24 protein-coding genes are annotated in these 26597 nt (G+C 39.2%); 11 read left to right on the top strand and 13 right to left on the bottom strand.

Going from position 1 to position 26597, the window contains the following annotated elements:
• Nucleotides 1-120: 120 nt before the first annotated feature.
• Nucleotides 121-798, top strand: coding sequence for a colicin E3/pyocin S6 family cytotoxin (locus tag IQ247_RS22710; RefSeq protein WP_193923479.1), 678 nt, complete (start codon nucleotides 121-123; stop codon nucleotides 796-798).
• An 80-nt stretch (nucleotides 799-878) separates the two neighbouring features.
• Entirely contained in the window at nucleotides 879-1028 is a 150-nt protein-coding gene (locus tag IQ247_RS22705) for a hypothetical protein (RefSeq protein ID WP_193923478.1), read from the top strand.
• A 15-nt stretch (nucleotides 1029-1043) separates the two neighbouring features.
• On the opposite strand, the gene IQ247_RS22700 is transcribed toward IQ247_RS22705, so the two are convergent.
• Complete coding sequence (locus IQ247_RS22700; RefSeq protein ID WP_193923476.1) at nucleotides 1044-1274, bottom strand: type II toxin-antitoxin system HicA family toxin; 231 nt, start codon at nucleotides 1272-1274, stop codon at nucleotides 1044-1046.
• Complete coding sequence (locus IQ247_RS22695; protein ID WP_193923475.1) at nucleotides 1271-1510, bottom strand: type II toxin-antitoxin system HicB family antitoxin; 240 nt, start codon at nucleotides 1508-1510, stop codon at nucleotides 1271-1273. Before IQ247_RS22695 ends, IQ247_RS22700 begins: the two co-directional genes overlap by 4 nt.
• 448 nt (nucleotides 1511-1958) lie before the next feature.
• Between IQ247_RS22695 and IQ247_RS22690 the strand changes: the two genes are divergently transcribed.
• Complete coding sequence (locus IQ247_RS22690) at nucleotides 1959-6527, top strand: nSTAND1 domain-containing NTPase (RefSeq protein ID WP_193923473.1); 4569 nt, start codon at nucleotides 1959-1961, stop codon at nucleotides 6525-6527.
• A 97-nt stretch (nucleotides 6528-6624) separates the two neighbouring features.
• On the opposite strand, the gene IQ247_RS22685 is transcribed toward IQ247_RS22690, so the two are convergent.
• The 4 genes from IQ247_RS22685 to IQ247_RS22670 form a co-directional block, all read right to left on the bottom strand.
• Nucleotides 6625-6879, bottom strand: a complete 255-nt coding sequence (locus tag IQ247_RS22685; RefSeq protein ID WP_228059965.1) for a type II toxin-antitoxin system HicA family toxin — start codon at nucleotides 6877-6879, stop codon at nucleotides 6625-6627.
• A 47-nt stretch (nucleotides 6880-6926) separates the two neighbouring features.
• Complete coding sequence (locus IQ247_RS22680) at nucleotides 6927-7529, bottom strand: Uma2 family endonuclease (RefSeq protein ID WP_193923472.1); 603 nt, start codon at nucleotides 7527-7529, stop codon at nucleotides 6927-6929.
• A 70-nt stretch (nucleotides 7530-7599) separates the two neighbouring features.
• Nucleotides 7600-7938 (bottom strand): XisI protein, encoded by a 339-nt coding sequence (locus IQ247_RS22675; RefSeq protein ID WP_193923470.1) that lies wholly within the window; start codon nucleotides 7936-7938, stop codon nucleotides 7600-7602.
• Nucleotides 7929-8339 (bottom strand): XisH family protein, encoded by a 411-nt coding sequence (locus IQ247_RS22670; RefSeq protein WP_193923468.1) that lies wholly within the window; start codon nucleotides 8337-8339, stop codon nucleotides 7929-7931. Before IQ247_RS22670 ends, IQ247_RS22675 begins: the two co-directional genes overlap by 10 nt.
• A gap of 508 nt (nucleotides 8340-8847) precedes the next feature.
• Here IQ247_RS22670 and IQ247_RS22665 point away from each other — a divergent pair.
• The 4 genes from IQ247_RS22665 to IQ247_RS22650 all read left to right on the top strand — a co-directional run bounded on the left by IQ247_RS22665 (nucleotide 8848) and on the right by IQ247_RS22650 (nucleotide 15553).
• On the top strand, nucleotides 8848-9579 hold the full coding sequence (locus IQ247_RS22665; protein ID WP_228059964.1) for a hypothetical protein: 732 nt from the start codon (nucleotides 8848-8850) through the stop codon (nucleotides 9577-9579).
• Nucleotides 9580-9645: 66 nt separating this feature from the next.
• Nucleotides 9646-10584, top strand: coding sequence for a DUF1822 family protein (locus tag IQ247_RS22660; protein WP_193923466.1), 939 nt, complete (start codon nucleotides 9646-9648; stop codon nucleotides 10582-10584).
• Nucleotides 10585-10688: 104 nt separating this feature from the next.
• Nucleotides 10689-15239, top strand: coding sequence for an nSTAND1 domain-containing NTPase (locus IQ247_RS22655; protein ID WP_193923465.1), 4551 nt, complete (start codon nucleotides 10689-10691; stop codon nucleotides 15237-15239).
• A 173-nt stretch (nucleotides 15240-15412) separates the two neighbouring features.
• On the top strand, nucleotides 15413-15553 hold the full coding sequence (locus IQ247_RS22650) for a hypothetical protein (RefSeq protein ID WP_193923464.1): 141 nt from the start codon (nucleotides 15413-15415) through the stop codon (nucleotides 15551-15553).
• Nucleotides 15554-15582: 29 nt separating this feature from the next.
• On the opposite strand, the gene IQ247_RS22645 is transcribed toward IQ247_RS22650, so the two are convergent.
• Nucleotides 15583-15990, bottom strand: coding sequence for a hypothetical protein (locus IQ247_RS22645; RefSeq protein ID WP_193923463.1), 408 nt, complete (start codon nucleotides 15988-15990; stop codon nucleotides 15583-15585).
• A gap of 5 nt (nucleotides 15991-15995) precedes the next feature.
• Complete coding sequence (locus tag IQ247_RS22640) at nucleotides 15996-16277, bottom strand: hypothetical protein (protein WP_228059963.1); 282 nt, start codon at nucleotides 16275-16277, stop codon at nucleotides 15996-15998.
• Nucleotides 16278-16832: 555 nt separating this feature from the next.
• Between IQ247_RS22640 and IQ247_RS33660 the strand changes: the two genes are divergently transcribed.
• Both IQ247_RS33660 and IQ247_RS22625 read left to right on the top strand, forming a co-directional pair.
• Complete coding sequence (locus tag IQ247_RS33660) at nucleotides 16833-17291, top strand: RDD family protein (RefSeq protein WP_193923461.1); 459 nt, start codon at nucleotides 16833-16835, stop codon at nucleotides 17289-17291.
• A gap of 315 nt (nucleotides 17292-17606) precedes the next feature.
• The gene (locus IQ247_RS22625; RefSeq protein ID WP_193923460.1) at nucleotides 17607-18209 is read left to right on the top strand and encodes a hypothetical protein; all 603 of its coding nucleotides are present in this window, start codon (nucleotides 17607-17609) and stop codon (nucleotides 18207-18209) included.
• A 210-nt stretch (nucleotides 18210-18419) separates the two neighbouring features.
• On the opposite strand, the gene IQ247_RS22620 is transcribed toward IQ247_RS22625, so the two are convergent.
• Nucleotides 18420-18779, bottom strand: coding sequence for a hypothetical protein (locus IQ247_RS22620; protein WP_193923458.1), 360 nt, complete (start codon nucleotides 18777-18779; stop codon nucleotides 18420-18422).
• Nucleotides 18780-18882: 103 nt separating this feature from the next.
• On the bottom strand, nucleotides 18883-20310 hold the full coding sequence (locus IQ247_RS22615; protein WP_193923457.1) for a hypothetical protein: 1428 nt from the start codon (nucleotides 20308-20310) through the stop codon (nucleotides 18883-18885).
• Between the two features lie 282 nt (nucleotides 20311-20592).
• On the opposite strand from IQ247_RS22615, the gene IQ247_RS22610 reads away from it, so the two are divergent.
• Both IQ247_RS22610 and IQ247_RS22605 read left to right on the top strand, forming a co-directional pair.
• Complete coding sequence (locus tag IQ247_RS22610) at nucleotides 20593-20766, top strand: ribbon-helix-helix domain-containing protein (protein WP_193921354.1); 174 nt, start codon at nucleotides 20593-20595, stop codon at nucleotides 20764-20766.
• Between the two features lie 6 nt (nucleotides 20767-20772).
• Nucleotides 20773-20946 (top strand): hypothetical protein, encoded by a 174-nt coding sequence (locus tag IQ247_RS22605; RefSeq protein WP_193923455.1) that lies wholly within the window; start codon nucleotides 20773-20775, stop codon nucleotides 20944-20946.
• A gap of 304 nt (nucleotides 20947-21250) precedes the next feature.
• Here IQ247_RS22605 and IQ247_RS33425 read toward each other — a convergent pair whose 3' ends face one another.
• Genes IQ247_RS33425 through IQ247_RS22585 form a run of 3 tightly spaced genes read right to left on the bottom strand, consistent with a single transcriptional unit; the run spans nucleotide 21251 to nucleotide 26477 of the window.
• Nucleotides 21251-24448 carry an SAV_2336 N-terminal domain-related protein gene (locus IQ247_RS33425; protein WP_322745554.1) on the bottom strand — a complete coding sequence of 1066 codons (3198 nt, stop codon included), beginning with the start codon at nucleotides 24446-24448 and terminating at the stop codon, nucleotides 21251-21253.
• Entirely contained in the window at nucleotides 24445-25395 is a 951-nt protein-coding gene (locus IQ247_RS22590; RefSeq protein WP_193923454.1) for an AAA family ATPase, read from the bottom strand. The genes IQ247_RS33425 and IQ247_RS22590 overlap by 4 nt, the downstream gene beginning before the upstream one ends.
• A gap of 14 nt (nucleotides 25396-25409) precedes the next feature.
• Nucleotides 25410-26477: a VMAP-C domain-containing protein gene (locus IQ247_RS22585; RefSeq protein WP_193923453.1), complete on the bottom strand. Its 1068-nt coding sequence runs from the start codon at nucleotides 26475-26477 to the stop codon at nucleotides 25410-25412.
• Nucleotides 26478-26597 lie beyond the last annotated feature (120 nt).

The following is a 26597-nucleotide window of genomic DNA, read 5'->3' as shown; positions in this document are numbered from 1 at the left end:
ACCTAGCAAACGCTGTGATTCTTTAGGATTCTTTTCAATATAATCTAATAGACTAGTCATAAGATTCCGATAAAAACACCATTTTATATTATTTTATCAGAGTTTAATTATTTTTTGGAGATGTCTAGTGGAAATGCTGCTGCAATCGATCTGGGTGTAATATCACGGAGAGTTTCTATCCCTGTTGCACTAGCCTTAGCAGGAAGAGCAGCATTAGGACTATTAACTCCCCAACAACTAGCACTATTGGCAAGAGCAACAGTAGCTGCTGCACCTATATACAAGCTTGAAGCTGTTGTTAAATCTGCTTTCGTTAATGGTGGTTTACTCTTTGGCACACTTGTAGCTCTTGAAGGTATATCTAAAGCTTTACAAAATCTGCCTGACAATCCTAATCCACCAGCACCACCACTACCTCCTTTTACTCCACCAGCACCACCTCCACCACTACCTCCTTTCAATCCACCAGTACTACCCCCACAAATACCTCCTTTCAATTCACCAACACCACCCTCACAAATACTAGAAAATACAAGTTATAATCCCCCAAAAGATACTTATAAAGGTGGCTTAACTGGTTTTCCTGGTACTAAGCCAGCAAAGCCTAAAACTCCTGTAAGTGGCGGTGGGAAACTGCGTCCCCGATGGAAAGATCCAAAAGGTAATATATACGAATGGGATTATAAGAGTGGAAAGGTTGAAAAATACGATAAAAGAGGAAACCATCAAGGCGAATTTGATCCCGAGGAAGGAACACAAACAAAAAAACCAGACAGAACAAGAAAAATTGAGCCATAAACTACTGTTTTTATAGAGTGGGCTGGTGTTCTACTTATCCGGACTAAATTTGATTAGGCGATCGCATTTCTAGATAAGGGATGGAAGATGCGATCGCTGTCGAACTCAGTTTAATAAAAATGGCAGGCGATCACTTTTTCGTGATTGGGGAATTGATTGTTGAGAATGCGATCGCCATTGTATATTTTGTAGAGAATGAAAACGATCTAGATGATGAGTTCTATGCTTGAATTACCTTTCACATATTATTTTTGTAACAACTCGAAAAATGTTTCTTTATCAATGCCAATATCTTGAATCATTCCTATTAGAGTACCTTTTTTTAGGTCTTTTCCTGAATGAATCGGAACAACAACTCGACTCCCCTGGACATTCTTATAAATGGCATGACTACCCTTTTGACGATCGAGATAAAAACCTAATTCTTCAATTACTTTAACAAAATCTTTAGCTTTGACACTAGGAAAATTACTCATATTAAGATACTTAATGGCTTAACGATTAAATCTTCTTTAGGGATAGGTTGATGATCAGCCATTAAACTTTCAAGATATAACTCAATCGCTTCTGTAATGTTCTCAACAGCTTCTTCAAAAGTGTCGCCTTGAGAGTGACAGCCCTTGAGAATAGGACAAAAAGCGTGATAGCCACCGTCTTCCTCCTTTTCCAGAAGAACCGTATAGTTATAGGCTTGCTTACTGTTATTTTCCATATATTCCACCTGTTTTGAAAGAAACTATTTTTAGCTTAGACCTTTTCTGTGAAAATTTACTGTGACGCACTGAATATTGAATTTTATCAGTGATTTATGCGATCGCAAAGTTAACTTTTTCGTTCATATCCAAAGACAAGTCTTACGAATAGGCGTTTATTAGTTAGAAAGTAAGATGCGATCGCTTTCTACCTTAAGGTAGTTACAGCAGATTGCAGTTAAATCCACTACGTTGTTTTCATTATCCGTAAATGCGTAAAAATGCCCTCACCTTGTCGTATTATTATTTGAGGTGACTGAGGAGAGATAAAAAGGCGAAGCCAGCAAAATTAATATTTTTATCCCGAAGAAGTAAATTACCTACGTTATGCATGGTATTTTACAAAACTCAAAAAATGAATATTTAGTAAATTTTATTACTTAGAATTGTTATTTAATATCTACTATTATGAAAAAGTTAGTGATCCTGCAATTTGATGGTGATTTTTCGACGGGGTATAAGGTCACTTTAGAAGTTGGAGATGATGGGGAACGTCCCGATGTACGGATGCGGGGAGACTTACCGCCCGCGCTAGATGTGGTGCGATCAATCCAAGAATGGCGTAAGATTTATGTAAGTAAGTATGGACAATCTCGAATTAAGGTAAATGCGGTAAAAAATATCAATACTGTTGAGTATAAACAGCAATGTGATGAGTATTCCGAGCAGTTATTATCGCTTTTTAGTACATGGCTGGAATCGGAATCTTTTAATTCTATTAGTAATTATTTATCTGAGTTAAATACAAACCAAGAACAGGAATTACGCATAATTTTAAGTAGTGACAGTTTGGAATTACGGAAGCTCCCTTGGCATTTGTGGGATTTATGCTCAGGGGCTGAAGTTGCTTTGAGCGGACCGGATGCAGCGCGGGGAGTAAGAATATTACGGGAAAAAATTAGAATTTTAATTATTCTTGGTGATAGTACGGGTATAAATGTGAAAGCTGATGAAATGCTTTTACAAAAGTATTGCCGGGATGCTGAAATAGTGGCTCTTGTGGAACCTTCACGGGAGGAATTAAATCGCTATTTACAGGATGATATTGGTTGGGATATTTTGTTTTTCTCCGGGCATTCGCAAACCCATAATTTTACCGATGCAAACGAGGAGGTGGCTGTACAAGGGCGGATTTTTGTTAATAAAAAAGATAGTTTAACGATGGCGGAATTGCGGGATAGTTTACAAACAGCTATTCAACAAAGATTACAATTAGCTATTTTTAATTCATGCGATGGTTTGGGGATTGCTGCGGAATTGGAAAGTTTGCATATTCCCCAAGTAATTGTCATGCGCGAACCTGTTCCCGATTTTGTGGCTCAGGAGTTTTTAAAGTATTTTTTAGAAGCATTTACAAATGGTAGCTCTTTGTGTATTGCTGTTGGATATGCACGTAGACAATTAGCGATGCTAGAGGATGATTTTCCTTGTGCTAGTTGGTTGCCTGTAATTGTCCAAAATCAGTTGGAAATGCCGCCAACATGGCAAAGTTTGGGTGTGACTCGCAGTCCCTATCGGGGTTTGATGGCATTTCGGGAAGAAGATGCTGATAATTTCTTTGGACGGGAAGCGTTTGTTGAGCAGTTACTAATTGACGTTAATCGCAAACCTTTGGTAGCCGTAATTGGTGCATCCGGTAGTGGGAAATCTTCGGTGGTGTTTGCTGGGTTAATTCCTCAATTGGGTCGAGATGAAAATACCCAATGGCGGATTATTTCCTTTCGTCCAGGGAAAAATCCCTTTGAATCCTTAGCTGTGGCTTTGATGGGGAGTGGGGAAATCGGAGAAAATCAGCGTTATCAAGAATTGGAGTTGGAAGTTGAGTTAAAAAGTGATATGTCTGCATTGGCAAGAGTAATTGCAGATATGTTTGGGGATGGTTCCCGCGTTTTGCTGGTAGTTGACCAATTCGAGGAGATTTACACCCTTTGCCCAAATGTGGAGGAGCGTCAAATTTTTATCGATGGGTTGCTGAATGTTTGTGTGGGTGAACAGTTTTCTACTAGGGTGGTGATGACGTTGCGGGCGGATTTTTTAGGTAAGGCTATGTCCTATCAATCTTTGGGTAAGGCTTTGCAGCATTTTCCCCCGTCTTTGCTAGTACCGATGAGTCGCGCAGAATTAGAAAGGGCAATTATTCAACCTGCGGCAAGGTTTTCTGTGGAGTTGGAAGAGGGTTTGGTTGATAAGTTGATTGATGATGTGGGTGCAACGGAAGGTAGTTTACCGTTGCAGCAGTTTGCTTTGACGCAGTTGTGGGGGAAACAACATCCGGGATTGTTGACGCATCAGGCTTATACAGAAATTGGTGGGGTGACGCAGGCTTTAGCAAATCATGCAGATGTTGTTTATGCTGGGTTGAGTCAGGAGGAGCAAAAACGAGCGCAACGGGTGTTTATTCAGTTGGTGCAACCGGGGGAAGGTACGGAGGATACCCGGAGATTGGCGACTCGTGATGAGGTGGGGGATGATTGGGATTTGGTGACATTGTTGGCTAATGAGCGGTTGTTGGTGACGAACCGGAATGAGTTGGTTGAGGATACGGTGGAGGTTGTGCATGAGGCTTTGATTCGCAATTGGGGACGGTTGCGGGGGTGGATGGATGATAATCGGGAGTTTCGTGTTTGGCAAGAACGGTTGAAGGTGGCTTTGCAGCAATGGGTGGATAGTAATAAAGATGATGGGGGTTTGTTACGGGGGACGACTTTGGCTATGGCGGAGGATTGGTTGCAGAAGCGGGGAGAAGAAGTTATTAAACCGCAGCGATGGTTTATTGAGAAGGGTGTGGAGTTTCGGGAGCGGGAGAGGAAAGAAAAAGAACGTGAGTTGCAAGAAGCACTTATTAGAGAAATAGATGCCCAATTAAAAGCTGTGAGTTTATCAACAGAAGCAATTTTTAAATCTGGTTTTGAACTTGAGGCTTTGGTAGAAATTGTAAAAGCAGGCAAAATATTACAACAATCATTAGGGGTAAAGTCGGAAACAAGAATGCGAGTTTTATTCGCATTACAACAATTAGTTTATGGGGCAAGAGAATTTAACCGCTTGCAAAGCCATAGTATTGTTACAAGCATTACTTTTGCTCCTGATGGCAACATGGTCGCCTCTGCCAATCAAGATACAATCAAACTTTGGAGCATAGACGGTAGGCAACTACAAACCATAAAAAGTCAAGGTATTCAAATAACGAGCCTTTGTTTTAGCCCGGATGGTCGTATTATTGCCTCCGGCTGCGAAGATGGAAGAATAAAGTTTTGGAACTTAGATGGTAGGCAACTGCAAATCTTTCAGAGTCATATTTCTCCAGTTCGGAGTATCACTTTTAGTCCAGACGGTAATACTATCGCTTCTATTGGTAATGATGGGACAATCAAACTTTGGAACTTAGATGGTAGACTAATAAATACTCTCAACGGTCATAGCGCGTATCTTACGGGTATCAATTTTAGTCCATATGCCAAGATTATTGTCTCTGGTGACTGGGACGAGACAATAAAGTTGTGGAACTATGACGGTGAACTACTAAAAACCCTTAATGGTCATAATAGTAGGGTTACACAAGTTATTTTTAGTCCAGATGGTAGCATAATTGCTTCAGCTGATCGTGAGGGAAGAATCCGACTTTGGAACAAACGCGGTGGACGACGAAGAATCCTTAATAGCCATAATGCTTCCGTTACTAGCCTCAATTTTAGTCCAGATGGGAAGACTATTGCTTCTGGTGGTAAAGATGGAAAAATAAAACTTTGGAGCATTGACGGTAAAGAGCTTAAAGCTCTTGAAGGTCATGAAGCTCACATTACGGATATTTGTTTTAGTTCAGATGGCAACACAATTACTTCTGCTGATTTTCTAGGGACAGTAAAAATTTGGAGTTTTGAGGGTAAGCAATTGCTTACCATTAAAGGTCATACCTTTCCAGTCAGGAAAGTAAGTTTCAGTTGTAAAAGTAATTCTATTGCTTATGCTGATCCAGATGAAACAATCAAACTTTGGAGTTTCGGTAGCAGAGAACTACAAACATTTAAAGGTTATAGTAAATCTGTTAACAGTCTAAGTTTTAGTAAATACAATAATACCATTGCCTCTACTAGCGACGATGGAATAATAAGACTTTGGGACATTAATGGTAGAGAAATGCAAGCTTTTAAAGGTCGTAATAATAAAGCGATAAAATGCATTTGTTTTAACAAAGATGGTAATAGCATTGCTTCTGGTAGCTATGACGGAATAATCGTAATTTGGAGTTTAGATGGCAAAGTATTACAAAGCTTCAAAGGTCATGCTAAATCGGTTAAGAGTGTAAGTTTTAGCAAAGATGGCAAAAATATTGCATCTTCTGATTACGAGACAATAAAATTGTGGAGCATTGAAGGTAAAAAACTACGAACTATTCAAGTTGATGGTATCTTAATTAGAAGCCTTAGTTTTAGTCCGGATGTTAACACTATTGCATATGGTCAATTCAATGGGGTTATCAAAATTTGTAGCTTTAATAATAAAAAAGTACGAGACATAAAAGGTAATTGTGTTCATATTAACAGTATTTGTTTTAGTCAAGACGGCAACATTCTTGCTTCTGGTGGTGATGACGGAGTAATAACGCTTTGGAACATTAATGGCAGAAAAATACAAACTTTAGCTGGTCATCATAGTCCTGTGAAAAGTATCAGTTTTAGTCATGACAGTAACATTATTGCATCTGGTAGTGAAGATGGGACAATTAAATTGTGGAGTAAACATGGTGAAAAACTAGGAATTCTCAATGGTCATCGCACTTCTATTATGAGCATTATTTTTAGTACCGATGGTAAAATTCTTGCTTCCGCTAGTGCTGACGGCAAGATAATTATATGGAATTTTGACCCTGACGATTTACTAAAAAAAGGTTGCGACTGGCTATACAACTATCTAAAAAATAACCCTAATGTTAGTCTAAAAGATAAGCAATTGTGTAACGATATATTGATGCAATAATAAAGTGCGATCAATACAGTTTTTTGAGGTGCGATCGCATTACAGTACGGGTTGAATCAGAAGCGTGATCGCGTCATCTATTTGTAAGATAAAGATACTAAGAAGCAACTTTTTCTAAAAAACTGGTGAAAACATCCCTATCCATTAAACCATTTTCGTCTAATATCTTACGTACAGCAACTAAATGTATAGTTCTTACATTTGCTTGTTGCTCATAACCAGGTAAAACAACTAATGTACCTAGTGGAGAATATTCATAGACTTTATGCGAGCCAGTTGTTGATATTTCGACAAAACCGATATTAAATAGCAATTGTTCAAGTTCTGCAAACTTAATATCTCTAGTCATCATGACGAATTACCCCTCTCAGTTGCTTGAGTACACAACCCGTGCGATCGCTATGGCATAATATCATCAAGTTTAAGCTCTAAATTTGGAAATAAATAAGAATTAATAGCATCACCCAAGCGATATTGTTGCTGCTGATATACCCCATTAACTAATTGACAGACTGTAAAAGTAGGCTGTTTAGGATTTCCGATAAATTGCAGACCACCTAAACCACGAAAATCCACAATCCAATATTCTGGGATTCCCAAAAAAGCATATTCTTCCACTTTTCTCGCATAATCATCTTGCCAATTACTACTTACAACCTCGGCAACCAATTTAATCGTATTACCAATACAAATAATCGGCTCTTTTTGCCAAAGAGGTTCCTGGTTAAGTTTGATTTTATCTAAAACAATTACATCTGGACGTAATGCTGTCGCTTCTGCTGCGGGGGGTTTAATCAAACAAGTTTTGGGAATCAACCAGTTACAATTAGAACCAAGAATTTCAGCATAAATTCTGCCAGCAATGTTTCCTGAAACCTCTTCATGTGGACCAGTTGGTGACCTGTCGCGTAATTCTCCGTCAATAAGTTCGTAACGGGGATTATCCCCATATTCAGCGAGAAATTTCTCAAAAGTGAGAAGTTTGGGTGGGGTGTAGGTCATAGTTCATATTGTGGCATGAGATGGTTTTATTTTAGCGAAGTGATATTAATCTCTTCCATAATTTTATTTTTCAACTTCCAAACTCAGTAAACTGACGTATATATGGTTCATGAAATGCCAAAATAATATCTTGTTTGGGTACTCCCATTTCTACTAATTGATTAGCAATTCCCACTTCAGTACCATCATGTTGAATCCAAATTTTCCCATCTTTAATATCAAGATGTAAGATACAACCAAAATCCCGTTTATTTCCTCTCCAACCGACATAAAGTAATTGATAATGGTCTTGTTGTTCGTCAAAAATTGTTTGCACCTCATACTCTTCGTATTTTCGTGACATCGAAGCTCGCTTTTGTCGTTCGGAAAGAAGATGTCTAATATGTTGTCGATATTGTTCTACAGCCATTGACTAATAACCTCCGCTTCTACATCGTAAATCATCAATCGTAATTGATATTTTTCAACTGCCGATATAATAAATTTTCGTTGAAAAAAAGTTTCATAAACAGGCAATCTTACAGCTAAATAAAGTAAGCGTTCGGGTTCAACTTTTTCTAATGCATCTCGATAATTTAAAAATTGTCCCAAGGCAGTATGAAATTCGGAAACATTCGATGGACTAATAAAACTTTTAATTTCTACCGCTATTTTTCGTCCTTCTCTCTCTGCTCCTAAAAGTTCCTCTGCTGCTAAATCAATCTCAAAATCGACATCATCAACATTAATTTCATAAGGGTCATCTGTAATTTTCCAGCCTTCTTTTTCTAAGGCATTTCTAACAATATTATGAAATCTATCTTTTGCCATAGGAACTCACTATACTAAAAATTAGGCTAGTTAAAAGTAGATAAACCTTGCCTATTTTGAAAACTGTAGTTTGAAGTCAAGATTGTGAGATTGCTTCCTTGCGTCGCAATGACAAAACTCCACTTTTCGTTATGGACGAAGTTTAATACACAATATTCCCTCCAATTCCTATTTTAGCTTAGGGGTTCGTTTGGTAGTAATTTCTGGATATATGCTACAAGTCGGAAGTGTAATAGCTTTGCCCTGTCCCTCCTGCTTCTGTAAGCTCATACTACAAAGATAATTTTCAAATATTTTCCCAAAAACTGCGTAAAACCTCCCCACCTTATTCGTAGAAGAGTTTAAAGAGATTGGGGAGGAATTGCCATGCATCGATAAAAATCCATATATACCCGGTTAAAGCTCGCTACCTGGGATATTTTACCGCGTGATGTTGCGTTGCTCCCGTCGAAGGTGCAAATTTACTAAAGCTCCAACAACTATTTACCTTACAGTATTGTATGTATCTATGATGACAACAAATGACCAAACCTTTGAGGTGGAGCAGGAGATTTCGATGGATGATGTTTTAGATTTGCAACTGCGTCAGTTAGTCTGCGAAGCACAGCAGTATCCAGCTAAAAGTGTAGAACGTCGAAAAGTATTGAATAAATTAATTACAAAAATACAGCAGTCCAAGAAATTAAAAAGGTTTACACAGTGGCAAAATTTACCCGATTTTGAAGATATTTATCACGAAGCTAAAGCAATAACCTATCTGGAAATTTGTAAAAATATTGATAATTATCACCCAGAATATAAGGTAATGGCTTGGGTAAATCAAATCTTGAATTGGCGATTTCAAGATGTTTCAAGAGCATATAGAAATCAGCCCAGAATATTATCGCTTGATGAGTTAGATAGTTGTAAAAGTGATTCTGATAAATCTACAAGTAAAGAATTATCTAGAGTTGAAAAAGAACTAAAAGATAAATTAGTTTCAGAGAGTGAGAATGAATTTGAAGTATCAGCAGTTAGGAATTTTGTGAAAAATGACCCACAAGCAATTTTACAAAAGATTTACATTGGCGAAGATAAAAATGCCAATTTACAGAAAGTTATATTAATGAGATTAGATAATGAAAAATGGGAAGATATATCTCAAAAACTAGGTCATTCAATATCAAGGCTATCTGAGCTATATCAACGCAATATTAAAAAGCGTAAAATTATCGATTATTTTCGTAAATATTTACAGTAAATCTAACATTAGAACAAATATTAATTTTCAAATATTCACTCTTGCACAAAGTTATTAAGGACAATTATGAACACTAATTACGAACAAACATCTTTCACTATTCCTCTTAGTATGGAAGCTCATGAAAAAGCTAATCAACGCAAAAAAGGAATATCAAACACTGAAAATGCTAAAAAAATCTATCTCAATACTTTAGCTACTTATGCAGTTAAATATTATCTTGATTGCATGGGTTTTGAAACAAATTGTTCAGATGCAGATAAAAGTAATCCGTGGATGCTAAGTTTAATCGATTTAGCTGATTTAGAAGTTAAAAATGTCGGAAAAATTGAATGTCGTCCGGTGTTACCAGATGCGGAATATTTAGAAATTCCGAGTGAGGTAAGGTCAAATAGAGTTGCTTATGTTGCCGTGCAGTTTAACCAAACTTTAAAAGAAGCAACAATTTTAGGGTTCACAACTCAAACATTAGCGAAAGTTCCTTTAAGCCAGTTAGAATCTGTAGATAATTTACTGGATTATTTAACAACCAAAGAAAAAGCTGCGAAAGTTAATATTAGTCAATGGTTAGAGGGAGTATTTACAGAAGGTTGGTTAAATGTGGAAGAGATATTTAATCCACGAGAACTGAGTTTAAGATTTGTTAGGAATTTTAGCGTGACAAAGTGTAAAAAAATTGATATAGGTTTGCACTTGAATGATGAATCTGTTGTTTTAGTTGTCAAATTAAATCCAAAAAATCAAGAAATAACTGATATTAAAAATCAAAATAAAGGTGAAATTGATATTATTGTACAAGTTCAAGCAGACACGGAAAGAAGTGTTTCTTTACCTCCAGGATTAAAATTAGTTGTCACTGATGAAAATGGTCAAGAAGTAGATGCTGCTGTTTCCCGACTTAATGATAATTGGATGGATATTGAATTAAGCGCAGAATTAAATGAGGAATTTAGTGTTGAGATAATTTTAGGTGAATCGAAAGTTACTGAGGATTTTGTTGTATGATAATTATAAATTTAAAATAAACAATATAGAGAGGCGATATTCTTGCGTCTCTCTTACACAATATCGGGAATATATAAATCATCCGAAGTTAGATTGCATCACCTATGAAAAAACTGGTTATTTTAAAATTTGATGGCAATTTTGAATTGGGCTTTCAAGTTAATTTAGAAATCGCAAATGAAGGGCAACGCGCTTATCGAACCACCACAGCGAAGTTACCGGAAAATATTAATATCCCCCAATTATTAAATAACTGGCACGAGATATATTGCAGTCGATACAGTCAATTTAGGGTTAAATCTGGTGGTAGTCGTCGCGTCAATTTGGAATCTTTAAATCAAGAATGTACGCGGGAATCTATAAATTTACTTGCTTGTTTTAATCAATGGCTGAATGCATCATCTTTTAAAGAGGTTATTAATTATTTACAAGAACTCAATCCCCAAGATGAAATCAGAATCATCATTACGACTTCTTGCCATGAATTACGTCAGTTACCTTGGCATTTATGGGATGTTTTAATTAATTTTACACTGCTAGAAGTGGCTTTAAGTTCGCCAAATGCAGAACAAGGAGAAAGAGCATTACGAGAAAAAATTAGAATTTTAATTATTTTGGGGGATAGCTCAAATATTGATGTTGAAGCTGATAAAAAACTGTTGCATAATTTCTGTGGTGATGATGCGGAAATTGTTTTATTAAAACAGCCATCACGAGAAGAATTAAATAATTACCTGCAAGATAATTTAGGTTGGGATATATTGTTTTTCTCCGGACATTCTCAAACTCAAGAAATGCGGGGGAGGATTTATCTAAATCATCACGAGAGTTTGACGATGGGGGAATTGCGGGATGCTTTGCAAGTAGCAATTCAAAGACGTTTGCAAATTGCATTTTTTAATTCTTGCGATGGTTTGGGGATTGCTTATGAGTTGGAACAATTGCATATTCCCCAAGTAATTGTGATGCGGAAACCTGTACCGGATATAGTCGCGCAGGAGTTTTTGAAGTATTTTCTGCAAGAGTTTACTGGTGGGAAGTCTCTATATATTTCTGTGAGAAATGCGCGGGTTGAATTACAACAACTAGAGTCAGAATTTCCCTGTGCTAGTTGGCTTCCGGTAATTGTCCAAAATCAAACCGAAACTCCACCAACTTGGCAAAGTTTAGGGATAATATCTTTTTGTCCCTATCAAGGTTTAAGTGCATTTAAAGAAGAAAATGCGGAGTATTTTTTTGGTAGAGATAAAGCAACTTTGGGGTTGGTTTCTGCTGTTAATAGTAAACCTTTGGTGGCTGTAGTTGGTGCTTCAGGAAGTGGGAAATCTTCGCTGGTGTTTGCTGGCTTAATTCCGCAATTGCGTCAGGATAATAATTGGTTGATTTTATCGTTTCGTCCCGGTAAAAATCCTTTTGCTGCTTTGGCTGTAGCGTTGGTTTCGGCGTTAAATTTACCAGACAATGAGCGACGTTTGGCTGAGTTAGAATTGGATGTCAATTTACAGCGCGATTCCACAAGTTTAGAAAGGTTTATTACCTCACCCCTAACCCGTCTCCTGGGAGGGAATAATGGGCGGATTTTGTTGATTGCTGACCAATTTGAGGAAATTTATACTCTGTGTACGGATGCAGAGGAACGCAAAATTTTCTTGGATGGTTTGCTACAAGCGGTTAATAATGCACCGTTTTTTACTTTATTACTCACCTTACGGGCGGATTTTTTATCTAGGGCGTTGGATGATTATGAGCCTTTTGGGCGGGCGTTGCAACGGTATCAACTAGAACCAGTGGTGCGGATGAATCGGAAGGAATTGGAAGCAGCCATTACACTCCCGGCGAGACAATTGGGTTTTGAGTTTGAGGAGGGTTTGTGTAATACCATAATTGATGATATCGAAGATGGGGATGGGCGTTTGCCGTTGTTGGAATTTACCCTGACTCAGTTGTGGAAGCAGCAATATGCGGGAATATTGACCCATCAAGCATATAAGAAAATTGGCGGGGTGGAGCAAGCGCTGGCAAATTATGCAGAGATGGTTTATGCAGACTTGAGGGAGGGGGAACGGGAAACAGCCCAACGGGTGTTTATTCAGTTAGTGCAACCGGGGGAAGGTACGGAAGATACCCGCAAGTTGGCGACGAGTGAGGAAGTGGGGGGAGAGAATTGGGATTTGGTGACGCGCTTGGCTGATAAGCGGTTGGTGGTGACGAACTGGGATGAGTTGAGTCATGAGGAAACGGTGGAAGTTGTCCATGAGGCTTTGATTCGCCATTGGGGACGGTTGCGGGGATGGATGCAGGAGAACCGCAAGTTTCGCATTTGGCAACAGGGGTTGATGGTTGCGTTGCAGCAATGGGTGGAGAGTGGTAAGGATGAGGGGGCTTTGTTGCGGGGTGCGACTTTGGCTGTGGCGGAGGATTGGTTGCAGCAACGGGGTGGGGAGGTGAGTAAACCGCAGCGATGGTTTATTGAGAAGGGTGTGGAGTTGCGGGAGCGGGAGAGGAAGCAGAAGGAGAGATTCCGGAGGAGTGTGATTGGTGGCTTGGTTTGTGGGTTGGTGATGATTTCGGGGTTTGGTGCGGTGAGTGAAATTCGCAGAATTAATTCAGAAGTGAGTCAATTAAGTTTAAGTTCAGAAAAAAATTTTCAACAAAATCGCCAAGAGGAGGCGTTAACAGGAGTCATCAAAGCTGGAAAATTACTCAAAAGTTTTTGGAATCCTTGGATTACAGCAGAAAATCGAATGCAGGCTATATCTACATTGCGGGAGGTAGTATATGGGTTTAACGTTAAAAGCCTTAAGGGGCATACATCCTTTGTTGGCAGCGTCAGCTTTAGCCCAGATGGCAAAACTCTTGCTTCTGCATCTGGTGACAAAACGGTGAAACTTTGGGATATCAATACTAGTAGAGAAATTAAAACCCTTAAGGGGCATATATACTCTGTGAACAGCGTCAGCTTTAGCTCAGATGGCAAAACCCTTGCTTCTGCATCACAGGACAGTACGGTGAAACTGTGGGACATCAACAGTGGTAGAGAACTGAAAACACTTATTGGGCATACAGACCCTGTTTACAGCGTCAGCTTTAGCCCAGATGGCAAAACTCTTGCTTCTGCATCATTGGACAGTACGGTAAAACTTTGGGATGTCAACAGTGGTAGAGAAATTAAGACCCTTAAGGGGCATAATATATACTCTGTTAATAGCGTCAGCTTTAGCCCAGATGGCAAAACTCTTGCTTCTGCACCTGGTGACAAAACGGTGAAACTTTGGGATGTCAACAGTGGTAGAGAACTTAAAACCCTTAAGGGGCATACATTCCCTGTTAATAGCGTTAGCTTTAGCCCAGATGGCAAAACCTTTGCTTCTGCATCTGGTGACAAAACGGTGAAACTTTGGGATGTCAACAGTGGTAGAGAACTTAAAACCCTTAAGGGGCATACATCCTCTGTTCGCAGCGTCAGCTTTAGCCCAGATGGCAAAACTATTGCTTCTGTATCTTGGGACGAAGCGGTGAAACTTTGGGATATCAACAGTGGTAGAGAAATTAAAACCCTTAAGGGGCATACATCCTCTGTTAATAGCGTCAGCTTTAGCCCAGATGGCAAAACTATTGCTTCTGCATCTGATGACGGAACGGTGAAACTTTGGGACATCAACAGTGGTAGAGAAATTACAATCCTTAAGGGGCATAAATTCTATGTTGAGAGCGTCAGCTTTAGCCCAGATGGCAAAACTATTGCTTCTGCATCTGATGACAGAACGGTGAAACTTTGGGATATCAATACTGGTAGAGAAATTAAAACCCTTAAGGGGCATACATCCTCTGTTAATAGCGTCAGCTTTAGCCCAGATGGCAAAACCCTTGCTTCCGTATCAGTGGACAGTACGGTGAAACTTTGGGACATCAACAGTGGTAGAGAAATTAAAACACTTATTGGGCATACATCCTCTGTTACCAGCGTCAGCTTTAGCCCGGATGGCAAAACTCTTGCTTCTGCATCATTGGACAAAACAGTGAAACTTTGGGATATCAATACTGGTAGAGAAATTAAAACACTTATTGGGCATACATCCTCTGTTACCAGCGTCAGCTTTACCCCAGATGGCAAAACTCTTGCTTCCGTATCAGTGGACAGTACGGTGAAACTATGGGACATCAACAGTGGTAGAGAACTTAAAACCCTTAAGGGGCGTATATCCTCTGTTCGCAGCGTCAGCTTTAGCCCAGATGGCAAAACCCTTGCTTCTGCATCTGGTGACAAAACGGTGAAACTATGGGATGTCAACAGTGGTAGAGAACTTAAAACACTTATTGGGCATACAGAATCTGTTCTCAGCGTCAGCTTTAGCCTAGATGGCAAAACCCTTGCTTCTGCATCTGCTGACAAAACGGTGAAACTATGGGATGTCAACAGTGGTAGAGAACTTAAAACACTTATTGGGCATACAAAATATGTTACCAGTGTCAGCCTTAGCCCAGATGGCAAAACTCTTGCTTCTGCATCTGCTGACAGAACAATAATTTTGTGGAATTTTGATTTAGATGATTTGCTGGTGCGAGGTTGTGGCTTAATACGAAACTACCTGCCAAATAACCCCGATGTCAGCGCAGAAGATAGGCATTTGTGTGACAACATCAAAAATAATTAGTAATTCGTAATTCGTAAGTCCTAATTTTAAATACTACGATGGGACGTATTTTCTCAATCGGTCAATTTGCTTGATGTTGATTAGGCGATTCCTACGGAAAGCTGACGCGATCGCTTGTATAGTCAGGCTTGGTTGAGAAGCGCGATGCTTGTACAGTGAGGCTTGGTTGAGAAATGCGAAGCTTGCGCGACGTAATGGATGCTGTTATCACCTTGATCGATTTAGATGATGATGGGTCATTCATGCGATCGCGGTTTTCTAAATGGGTAAATTTATTCGATGCGTGTTGGGCGATCGCTGGCTTTTGTGTGTGACGACATCAAGCGTTGAGGTTCAAAATATTTTACTCTTGCTTCGGCTTAATTTCAAATTCGAGTTTAGGACGATAAAAACAAACATCAAATTCTAGAAAAAAATTTGTTTGCCCCAGAATCAATGGTGCATTAACACTCCGAGTCCAAGCAAATGCTAATCTAACTGGTGCAAATTCTCCTATCTCAGCTACTGCAAATAACGGCATTGCTGGCTGATTACTGAGATTTCCAGCTAATCTAAGAATCGCTTTGCTATCATCCCAAGTGGCACCAAGTTGAAGACCAATTTCATAGGGTAAAACATTTATTGTCGCACCACTATCTACTAACCCAACTACTTCAACAAATCTATTATTACTACTAAGAATAAGTGGAATTCTTGGTAAACTATCAAATTCATTTTGCGCTGGACTATTTGTTGAGTATTTGAATCTCATATTATTTAATCAGTCTTGTCATCCTGTTTCATTGCTTGCATTAAAACCTCCCCCACACCAAAATTATCATAGGGTGTTTCTAGGTAATAAGTTTTGTGTGGTTCTAAAGGATAAATATCGTCACTAGTTTCTAATTCTGAAGCGAGAATACGCATTAGTTCCACCTTATCTGCAACAGCAAGCTGTCGAATAGCACTCAAGATTTCCGTTAATGTCATTGCTTTGCTCTCCCAATAATCATGCTGTTTTTGCTTTTCGACTGCGACTTGCACCAAATCGACGCACATACCGAGAACCAATCTTTACAATCCAAATTTGTGCATTTGGGTAACGTTTTTCCAAACGAGAACAAGCAGAAATTTCATCATCATCTATTTCCCACGCACCCGTAGCGATATCAATAGCAACTATTTTGCCACCAACTGGGGATAAATATCGTGTTGATAAATCTCATCACCCAGCCTAGCAAATTCTTCTTTACTATATTGCGGTTTTCCAAGAGACATAATTTTACATTACCGTTTTTCTTATTTTAGCCTGAAACCTTTATATAAAATATTGATCACAATAGCGATCGCGATTTTCTCAAACAGTAAAATTGCTTAATATTGGTTGGGCGATGTCTACGACGGGCTACGCCGGGAGCCGCAACTAAATAATCTTGAAACGGTGCATTGCGCTAACACGACTACCCAACCCCAAAAAATTTTACCAACTGCGTAATTACATTGAAAGAAATTCGTATTCTCTTGTGAAAGGGTTCATAAGTAGATGTCGTCGCAAAATAAATAGATAAAGTATTTGCGATTGCTCTACCTTTTGGGAAAAAAAGGATTTCTAAAATGCAAAGTAATTATACACCTGCGAGTTTATTGAAGCGATATTTTGCCCACTTATTTGACATCATAATTCTATCTATAATTACTATTGTCATAGGAACGATTTCCGTTGTAATTTATAGTTTATTTCTCGAAACGGACGAGATTCCTATTCCTGATAAAATTCTTGAATATCTCGCATATGGGTTGTTATTTGTAATTTCTTGGCTTTACTATACGCTGATGGAAATTTCCCCCAGACAGGCAACTATTGGCAAACAAGCAATGGGGATTTTTGTTACAGACTTAAATGGCGATCGACTCTCGTTTAAAAGAGCAAGTTTGAGAAATTGTTGCAAATTTATCCTAATTTTTATTTGGAACATTAGCTCGATCACAATGTTTTGCACTGCAAAAAAACAATCTCTCCATGACATAATGTCTAGAACTTTGGTTGTACAAAAAGTAAAAAATTACGACTGACTAATTTTTTCTAAGGAGGATTGACTACGAGTTATTTATTTGTAGTAATTTCGTTACCAATTGCTAATTTTATTAATACTACTGATACCAGCAGATTTGAATCCGGCGATAATCAAATCATGCTGTTTTTTTTTATTCAGCCGTCACGCATTCTCAAAAAGCACCATATTATTCTTCAGTAACGTTAAAATGAATCTTTTATGAACTGCGTAATTGCACGTAAATAAATTCGTATCTACTTATGAAGGGGTTAAAACAGTAGAAAACTTACTTCAAAAATAATACTTCAACATTATTAATAGGAAATACATAGTCATGAAACCATGGAATTGGATACTTACAAGTTTAGTGTTAGTCACTTCAGTCAGCCTTCCCAAAGCAGAAGCTAAAAACGTGCTTGAAACCGAAACCAATCAAGCCGAATCTACATTTTCAGTATCAGTAAATGACAACCAACTAACAACAGAACAACCGATACTAATTGCACTCAATGACATCTACTGGGGACCAGATCAGGATTTTCAAATTCGGATGCCAGGTTCTATACAAGAGAATGAACAAAGGCTATTAATGTCATGGAGTGACACAACTCAAACTGCATACATGATTGTCAACACAGATTTGCCAGTAGAAACACCTTATTTATCCGCTGAACAAACTCGTGAAATCTTGCAAACTTCTATGCGAGGACAAATGACTACTACAGGTCAAATTATCAGAAGCACTAATTTGGAAATTGATGGATACCCCGGTTTAGAGCTACTTGTACAACATTCAGACGGTAAAACAGGTCAATACCAAGGATTTATAGTTAAAGGAAGGATGTATGTTATTGGAGCTATAACTGAAGGAGAATTAACCACAGAAGCGGTCAATTTCTTTGATTCTTTCGGAGTTTATCCAGAACGTGTGCGCTGAAAATCCTGCCGTTGCTAGCAAGTTTTTCAATATATTCAAAATTTTCTAGAAGCGAAAGCAACTATTTGTACAATCTTTTTTCTTTAACTTTGTAATGCGGGCATCTTGTCCGTATTTTTTTGTGCTAGCGGAACGATTCAACCCCTTGCATTTGATGATATTTCTATTTTAGTAGAGCGGATTATTAATAAGTAATATGCGGTAGGAAGTTTAGTGGAATTGAAAGAGCAAATGAAAACACCGCAATAAAATCCCTACCGAATAATGATAAGACTTGCCATAGAACCAACCTTCAACCGTTTTTGGATTATAACCAGTTAACGCTGATAATGTTGCCGTGCAAGCTTTTATATAACCGTAGGGATTTCGTTCTCCACTATAAGGAACTTCAACTTCTGGGTGCATAATTGGTATCCATATACTACACCATTCTTGTGGTGTCATTGGTTCTAGGAGTGCAAATAATGTCTGTTGGTTATCGGGTTTATTTTGCGTTCGTAGCAATACAAATTTTACGAACCAACGAGGAATTTTCTTAGTGTTCGTTTGCGGCTCTTGACGACATTGCATATTACTTATTCATGAATGGTTATTTTGTTTAGTCATGGCAAGCTAAATGCCATTAATTCTTAACTAAAGGCACAGTTTCACAAAAATCCAATTTACTTTCAATCTAAAAAGGAATTTCTTGTTCTTGATAATTAGGATGAGATACTTTCAAATCACAGATAAAAGCAGTTAGGGCATGAATTCCTGTATATAACGTTCCACTATTTGCTCTGTATCCTGCTTCACTCCAACCATTCCAGCCAAAATATTCTCCAATAGAGCCAAACTCAGCAATCACTGAATTTGATTTCGATTTCTGCTGCAATTCTTCCTGCTGTTTCCTGCTATGTGCTTGAAGTTGAGTTAATTGCTGCTCTCTTTGAGAAAGCACATTATTCAAACGCTCAACTTCCGACATTAATGGCTCAATAGTTTTCTCCAACTCCTTGTTAACTACTTTCGCAGCCTGCTTGTTAAAAGTATTTCCCCAGCTATCTTTATTGGAATCTTCAAGAGCTTTTTCTAAATCTTTTATTCGTTGTTGGAGTTGGTTATTTTGATCTACTAAACTACGTACAGACTGCAATTCGTTTTCTTTGGCTATTAATTGCTCGATTAGTTCATGTTTAGCTTGTTCCATCTGAGTCGCGTGTTTTTGAGCAGCAATTATTTCCTCTTTTGCTGCTTTTAGGGCTGCATCACGGATTTCTACAAACCGTCCCAGTTCTTCTTCTGCTTTTTCTTTTTCTCGTTGTGTTAAAGCTTCAGCTATTTTTTGTTCGACTTGGGCTGGTGTAAACATATGCTTGGGAGAAGCTGGCTTTATAACTGTATGAAGAGCTTCTGGCTGAATTTGATGTGGTTTGAACAGATGTTTTACTTCCATTCCTTGAGAAACGGTGTGGTCAAGCAACACCCAAAAATCATTGTTCCACTCAGAGATTATTATGCCAGCGTAGCCAGTCCAACCTCTATCATCACTTTTTACTACGATTCTCATTCCGGGACTGAGTTGAAGAGGAGGTGTAGGTTGTTCGTTTAAAGAAGAATTTTCTTCTGTACTTTTTACTCCCTGCTCCCTTACCTTCTTGATTTGTGGGGCTGTTTTTAAAGGCGATCGCACTAGTTCCTTTACCAAATCATTGCTAACTTTGGCTAGTTGTCGTAACGCTGATACACTCCATTTTTGGACGTTGGCACGCACTAAACGTTGTAAACGCTTCGGTAGTTTTGAAAACCAATTATAAATTTCTATTGCGCTATACGCTATGTAGCGGGATGCTCCGAAATCATCAGATGCTAGCCAATTATCGAATACTTTTTTACCTTTTGGGCTATGAGCAATGCAGTCTTGATAAATTGAGTTCAACGCTCGTCCGTTTTCTAATAAACCGTCGAAGGTTTTGCGGACGAAGCCAATAAAATGGTTGAGTGTGGTTTTAGCTTTGCGTTGTAGCTCGTGATTCTCAAACCGGGAATAATCAAAGTTTGTGGCGAATACAAATGGGGGGTAGACGTTTTGGGTGTTGTCGTCTAAGGCTATGATATGCATAATAAAAGTATCCCTTTGATTTGATTGGGAAACCATACCCTCCGAGCTTGATTGGTAGTCTTCGCGGGGGGTTTTGGCTTTTAAATTATTTCTGTCTCATCAAGCGCCGCAATATTAAAAATTTGTGGTGCTTGTTTTTAGTATGATAATCTCATTCTAACAAATAAAGCTAATTATTAGTAACTAATTTATAACTATTCGCTACTATATGGTAGCAAATGGCTCAATTAGTGAAGGTTAACTGTACTATGGGAGGGAAAACGAGACTTGATATAAAACGCTGTGAGTAAAAGGGTTTTTGTGACTTTACCTGATTCAGTATTTGAAGACCTAGAGCAGTGGGCTGATTCCCAAGGAAGACCAACTGCAAACCTTGCTGCTTTCTTGATAGAGACTTCTATAAGACAAGCCAAGGAAAATGGAGAAATATCGCCGCAAAAAAATAAGGAAAAGTAAAAGCAGGTGAACCCATCTACAATTAATATTTCTGAATTACCTTCAGTAGAATTGGAAATGCGAGCGCAACTCCCCAAAACGCCCTGTATTTATTTTGCTATAGACTCCACTGGGGAAATTCAGTATATCGGACAATCAATTAACCCTCTTATAAAGATGGCTTCAACACCATCGTTATAAGAAGTTATCTCAGATAGAAGGTATCAGAATTGCTTGGCTGAAAGTTTCTTGTCGTGATTTACTCCCAGAAGTGGAGAAGGCTTTAATTGATTGGTTCAAGCCACCATTGAATAGACTTGTTGCTTCTACTTGTAGAAGCAAATCCGATGTCAGCGCTTATCGCTTTTGATTTTATCTTTAGCCTCAAAAGTAGTAGCAAGGGTTGTTCTTTTTTTCGCTTGTTGAAACTGATTTTAGTTAATAGTCTAAAGTGCCTTTAGTTTTTCAATGCCATCTTTATGGACTTTTCCCTGAATACGGATGTCTAATCCTCTATGCGAAATTCCCAGGTTTGACTTTTAGTACTGCCAAACTTTAAATACATTCCCGATTCTAAAGATACTTCACGTCGGTAGATTTGTTCCCATTCACCGGAACGTAAAATCCAAGTGGTGCCATAGGTGGATAAATCTTGTAAATAATAAGTTCGTACTTGAGTGTTGCCGACTAAACTATTGCGACATAAAATTTCAGCATGACGTTTGGAAACAGAAGGTTCTCGAATTGCAATATCATTTTCTTTGGTGCGACCAATACGGGTAACTCCGGGTTTTAACAACCAAATTTTACCGCCTGCTTGCAAAGAACGTAAGGAAACATTTGCACTACCAAGAATAAAAGTTGTAGGTATTTCTGTCGCACCTTCCTCAAAACTCTTGAGTAATTCGCCGTCGAAGTGGGGATGTAGGTAAAGAACTGGTAAAGTCCAAGCGGGCTGGTTGAAATGATAAATTGTTAATAATCTTTTTCTACCTTCGGCAACAGCTTCATCAATGGGCTTGCGAGTACGTAAAGCTAAGGCAAAACTTTGAATAAAGCTGTGACTTTCCTCGTCTGTAATTTCATCGCGCATTCCCAACACCGCAGGCAAACCTTGGCGTATCAGTACTTCAGCTAAGCTGCTGTGAGCAATAGCCCGGTTTTTATTAGAGAAAGGTTGCGTTCCCCAACAAGCATTAAAAACTGCCAGCTTTACGTCACTGCGGGTTAAAGCTTGTGCCAGTTCCATGCCATTAAGGGTCATATCATCTTGTAAAAACAGAAGCCCCCCATCGGGTCCTGGCAACCCGTGACCTGCGTAAAAGAAGACATTGTAAGCTTTAGTATCTAATTCCGAAATTAACTGTTGTGGAGTCGGTTTTACTAGGGTATTTACCATGCAAGGTGCATATCCAGCAGAAGTACTACCTACAGAATGACCTCCCGAAAGAGTTTGTTGCAGAATGTTGGCTTCTTTTTCTAACTGTAGATTTTCATCTTCTCCTAAAACTAACAAGATATTTAAAGCCTGGTCGGTTCCCGAACAAGATAATGGTTCAACTTGAGAAGTAGTGCGACTAAACAACAGGTGTTGGGACAGCGACATTGCAGGTTGTCCGGGTTCGCGCTGCATAATTTCCCAGGGAATAGCAATCAAATCTGGGTCGCGGATTTCTAAGCGAAAACGCAAACGTGTATGCTGACCCATAGCAATCCCGCGACTGCGTTCCAAGCTGCCAAGAATTTCTCCCTCGAATGTCCAGCGCCACAAACTGACTCCCATATATTCCATCAAATGGCTGCTATAGCTGGTTTTCTGACCGGAAGCAGGTAAATTTAGGGGAAGTGGTGTATTTTCCGATTTATTTTCTACGGATATATCCAAGCGGGAATGTCCGGCAAACATTTGTTGCCATTCCAGCCAAGCTTGATTTAGCTCTTGCGACCATACACAATCATGTAAAACATAACCACTGGGATAGGGGGCATTCACCACCCAAATTGCGAAATTGTCAGTGCCTGTATGAACTAGACAGGCGATCGCCACGTTTAAGGACGGACAAGGACTTGGTACACGACGAGTTTGGTATAATTCCTTAGAAGACTGTTCTAACTCTTCAGCTAATTCTGTATACTTCCCACCTAAACGCCTCAACACCTTCGCTGTAATTTGAGCAAAAGGACGAACTGAAACTCCACCCGAATCATCAAACAACCCCGGATTAACCAACATCGCCGTAAATTCATCAACAGATAATCCAGCCCTTTGCGCTAAATAATCCGAAACTTTTCGCAGTACCTTAGTTGACTCTGTTAATGGAACCGCATCAAGCAGCAAATCCCGCACCTCATCCACAAAGTCATATTGAATGTTATCCGTTTCTACACCTTCATCGATTGGTGACAATGGCTTCAATATCCCACCCAAAAACACCTCAGCCACATGAACTTGACTTGATTCCGGTAACATCATCTGCCGTATCAACCGCACTACAGGTAAATTAATTGGTGCAGCTGCCAAAAGTCCCGCTAATTTCCGTGCCATCGGCGAAGCAGAAAGACGAAAGCGTTGTAAACGTTGTTTGGCTGAAAGTTCAACGTGAGAATTTTCTATTGACTCGTCACCAATATCAAATATTTCCGCATCCGGTGCAAGTAAAAATCCTTTTGTTTGTACATCTCCCGCACCTGCTACCATCTGTGCCCAATTTTTTAAAGATTCTGGTTCTAAAGTTACTACTGGTACTTTTAGCTTATTGACAACATCGCTTTCATCAAGCAAATCCAATGCTGTCATTATTAACTGTTGGTTGGGTACTCCAGGAGCTAAACTCCGTAGCAAGATTGAATCAGCAACTCCTAAAGCGCTTCTTTGCCAAAGCCACTCTGGTAATACTTGAATGATTGTCATTGGGCTAGTACTAGCCCAAGCAGCTAAAGCTTTTGTTATCGTACCGTTACGCCAAGCTGGGGAAACACAATCACTTATAATTACAAACAAACGCCGACCATTGGGGTCGATTAGTTCTCTGGGATTGTGTAACTTTTTTTGGCCACATACCGAACCAGTTCTAGAATGCAGCCATACTTTACTATCTTCCGAGATAAATAATCCCCAAGTTCGCACATCTCGGAAAGCACCATGTCTTTCAAGTAGTTGCTTAAATTCTTTGATAGTTTGCTTCCAAAGCATCATTGATGCTCCCTCGTCTATCACTAAAGCCAGTTCTAGCCAACGTTCGGGTGCAGGACGCATTACGGGTAGCAAAAGTTTCTCTTCGGCAATGCGCTCTGCGGTAGCGGTTTCGTCAAGGACAAATTCACTTTTGGAAGGAACTCGACGTTTTAAAGGTCGAAGAGCGCGGGCGATCGCTAACTGATTTCGTAATGCTTGAGCTGTTGGAACTTTGATTGGTAAACCGCTTGCAGTTTGGTTGCTATCCTGGGGCGATTGGGGATAGACGTTAGCGCTAGTTTCGGTTTTGTTTGAAGAATCTGGCGATTTTTTGTTTTGATTTATTGCTGATTGAGGAGGAACTGGAGTTATTTCTGGGGTAGATACTGCTGTTTGCTGTTGTAATTGTGGCAAGGGTAAAGACTGGGAGCGCCGCATTTGCACGCTCAGCCAGAGGATGTCAGCAATCTCTGTGTCATCCAAATCAAACCCTAGTTCTCCAAAAGTACCAATTACCCGCTCAATCATATGTCCTCTGTACTTGTGAGATATTTCATCAATGCGTTGAGCAAGCGTTCTTTATCATCACCAACCGGACTCCTTTCACGGGTTACTAAATAAATAGCATTGAGTAACTGATCCGTTGCCAAATCACCTGCATCGCTTCTGTCTCGACGTTGGATAAATTCGGTGATTACAGCTTCTGCTTCTGCCATTACAGTATCGCCCAAGTGAGCTTGAACAATTTTTTTCAACGCTGTTGTATCAGGATTTTCCATTGTCAATCGCAAACAACGTCGTAAAAACGCCGGAGGAAATTCCCGTTCACCGTTGCTAGTGAGCAGTACAAAAGGAAATTGGCTACAGCGCACCCGCCCTTTAGTGATATTAGAGACACTGCCATTATAAGTACGTACTTCCACTGACTCGTATTCCTGGGGTAATCGAGCCAATTCGGGAATTTCAAATTCCCCTTCTTCAAATATATTCAATAAATCGTTAGGTAAATCGATGTCACTTTTATCGATTTCGTCAATCAGCAAAACACGGGGATGGGGGGATGGTAGCAGGGCTGTTCCCAAGGGACCGAGTTGGATATACTTGCCAATATCCCCAGTATTATCCTTACCTTGAGCATCTTGTAAACGTCCAATTGCATCGTAGCGATAAAGTCCTTCTTGCAAGGTTGAGCGGGTAGTAATTGCCCATTGCAACACGGAACCCAGTTGTAACTCGTGAGCAACTTTGTAAGCAAGGGAAGTTTTACCCGTTCCCGGTTTGCCCGTCACCAACAAAGGACGACGCAAGTAAAGTGCTGCATTAACAAGTTCAATTTCATTGCGACGGACTTGAAAGGTTTCGCCACGTTGTTTTTGCTTGGCTTCTCCAAAATCACGCCATTTTGGCGCTTCGGGAAGATGTTTAACTCCATCATGGGGCTTGTCTGTACCTCGAAAAATCAGCCAGTCGCTCATTGCTTGCTCCTCAATTACGATACAGAGAATTCCAATGCAGGGTTTGGTGGTACTCGATTGGGGTCATCCCATAGTAAAACTAAATGATTACCCAAGTGTTTATCATTATCGGCTACGAAACGTTGCTCTTTTACACGAGCAGATAATTCGTGCAATGGCTTTTTTAGTAGTGCATCAAAATCAACATAATTATTTAGATTCACCACCTCACAACGCGACCAAAGTACAATTGGTGTTCCTGCACTGTGAACAGCCCGGAGTAAATTATCCCTTTCTGAATTTGACAACGTACACCATACCTTAAGAAGAATTTTTTGAGTCAATAATTTTCTTAGCTTATTTGGATCAAAACGAGCTTGAGAAACCGTTATGATTTCCTCATGACAAGGAACATCTTTCCCAATTAAATTTACTTTTTCCCAATTTTTTCGCCAATAGGAACCTTCTTGCTTGCGTAATTTTTTCAACCGTTCGTAGGAACGCACTACAACCCGATATTCCTCACCAATATAAATATCAAAGCCCTCGCTATCTTGATATGACCATTTTTCCACCTCATCATGTAGGCGATCGCGCGGCAGAAATATTTCGATAGTTAGTTCTGTTGGTTGTCCTTGCAAGTATTCTTCAAAACATTGCTGGAGCAGTTTACTTAGCAGTAGGGGCAGATTTTCGAGTACAAAATAAATTTCTGGTTCCTGTTCGTCAACTGTTAAAGGTTTAAAACGTCCCCAAGGGTCTTTGATAGTATCATCGGGGATGAACCAAGCTTTGAGAAACAATTTATTGTTTGCTTCTGGACGAAGTTGGATTAGTAGGTAAGAATGAAGCGGTTGTAAGGATTTAGTTTTGTTGTTAGTTTCAAAAGAATTATTCGTTAATAACTGTTTTAGTTTCTCGCAGATAGCTTGAGGAATATGTTCGTCTTGAGTGAGTAAATTAATAAATTTCAATAAGGGTGAATTATTATAACTTTGATGGGGTATATCTTCTAGCTGTTTAAGGATATCATCGATTTGCGTTACCTTCTCTCGAAAGTCAAACCAACCATCGGGAACGGTTGCTAAGTAAGCTTTAGACATCTCCAAAAAATAATTAAACTCTGATAAAATAATATAAAATGGTGTTTTTATCGGAATCTTATGACTAGTCTATTAGATTATATTGAAAAGAATCCTAAAGAATCACAGCGTTTGCTAGGT

The organism is Plectonema cf. radiosum LEGE 06105, from assembly GCF_015207665.1.
Classification (GTDB): Bacteria; Cyanobacteriota; Cyanobacteriia; order Cyanobacteriales; family Nostocaceae; genus Rivularia; species Rivularia radiosa_A.
This window is presented reverse-complemented; position numbering and strand designations above follow the sequence as displayed.

Coding starts and splice junctions, on each gene's coding strand:
- IQ247_RS22670 (WP_193923468.1), bottom strand. CDS start 8,339: ATGGCAAAAGATAGATTTCATAATATTGTTAGAAATGCCTTAGAAAAA.
- IQ247_RS22700 (WP_193923476.1), bottom strand. CDS start 1,274: ATGAGTAATTTTCCTAGTGTCAAAGCTAAAGATTTTGTTAAAGTAATT.
- IQ247_RS33660 (WP_193923461.1), top strand. CDS start 16,833: ATGCAAAGTAATTATACACCTGCGAGTTTATTGAAGCGATATTTTGCC.
- IQ247_RS22655 (WP_193923465.1), top strand. CDS start 10,689: ATGAAAAAACTGGTTATTTTAAAATTTGATGGCAATTTTGAATTGGGC.
- IQ247_RS22590 (WP_193923454.1), bottom strand. CDS start 25,395: ATGAGCGACTGGCTGATTTTTCGAGGTACAGACAAGCCCCATGATGGA.
- IQ247_RS22710 (WP_193923479.1), top strand. CDS start 121: ATGTCTAGTGGAAATGCTGCTGCAATCGATCTGGGTGTAATATCACGG.
- IQ247_RS33425 (WP_322745554.1), bottom strand. CDS start 24,448: ATGATTGAGCGGGTAATTGGTACTTTTGGAGAACTAGGGTTTGATTTG.
- IQ247_RS22695 (WP_193923475.1), bottom strand. CDS start 1,510: ATGGAAAATAACAGTAAGCAAGCCTATAACTATACGGTTCTTCTGGAA.
- IQ247_RS22690 (WP_193923473.1), top strand. CDS start 1,959: ATGAAAAAGTTAGTGATCCTGCAATTTGATGGTGATTTTTCGACGGGG.
- IQ247_RS22685 (WP_228059965.1), bottom strand. CDS start 6,879: ATGATGACTAGAGATATTAAGTTTGCAGAACTTGAACAATTGCTATTT.
- IQ247_RS22625 (WP_193923460.1), top strand. CDS start 17,607: ATGAAACCATGGAATTGGATACTTACAAGTTTAGTGTTAGTCACTTCA.
- IQ247_RS22645 (WP_193923463.1), bottom strand. CDS start 15,990: ATGAGATTCAAATACTCAACAAATAGTCCAGCGCAAAATGAATTTGAT.
- IQ247_RS22675 (WP_193923470.1), bottom strand. CDS start 7,938: ATGGCTGTAGAACAATATCGACAACATATTAGACATCTTCTTTCCGAA.
- IQ247_RS22585 (WP_193923453.1), bottom strand. CDS start 26,477: ATGTCTAAAGCTTACTTAGCAACCGTTCCCGATGGTTGGTTTGACTTT.
- IQ247_RS22615 (WP_193923457.1), bottom strand. CDS start 20,310: ATGCATATCATAGCCTTAGACGACAACACCCAAAACGTCTACCCCCCA.
- IQ247_RS22665 (WP_228059964.1), top strand. CDS start 8,848: ATGATGACAACAAATGACCAAACCTTTGAGGTGGAGCAGGAGATTTCG.
- IQ247_RS22680 (WP_193923472.1), bottom strand. CDS start 7,529: ATGACCTACACCCCACCCAAACTTCTCACTTTTGAGAAATTTCTCGCT.
- IQ247_RS22705 (WP_193923478.1), top strand. CDS start 879: ATGGAAGATGCGATCGCTGTCGAACTCAGTTTAATAAAAATGGCAGGC.
- IQ247_RS22650 (WP_193923464.1), top strand. CDS start 15,413: ATGCGAAGCTTGCGCGACGTAATGGATGCTGTTATCACCTTGATCGAT.
- IQ247_RS22620 (WP_193923458.1), bottom strand. CDS start 18,779: ATGCAATGTCGTCAAGAGCCGCAAACGAACACTAAGAAAATTCCTCGT.
- IQ247_RS22660 (WP_193923466.1), top strand. CDS start 9,646: ATGAACACTAATTACGAACAAACATCTTTCACTATTCCTCTTAGTATG.
- IQ247_RS22640 (WP_228059963.1), bottom strand. CDS start 16,277: ATGTGCGTCGATTTGGTGCAAGTCGCAGTCGAAAAGCAAAAACAGCAT.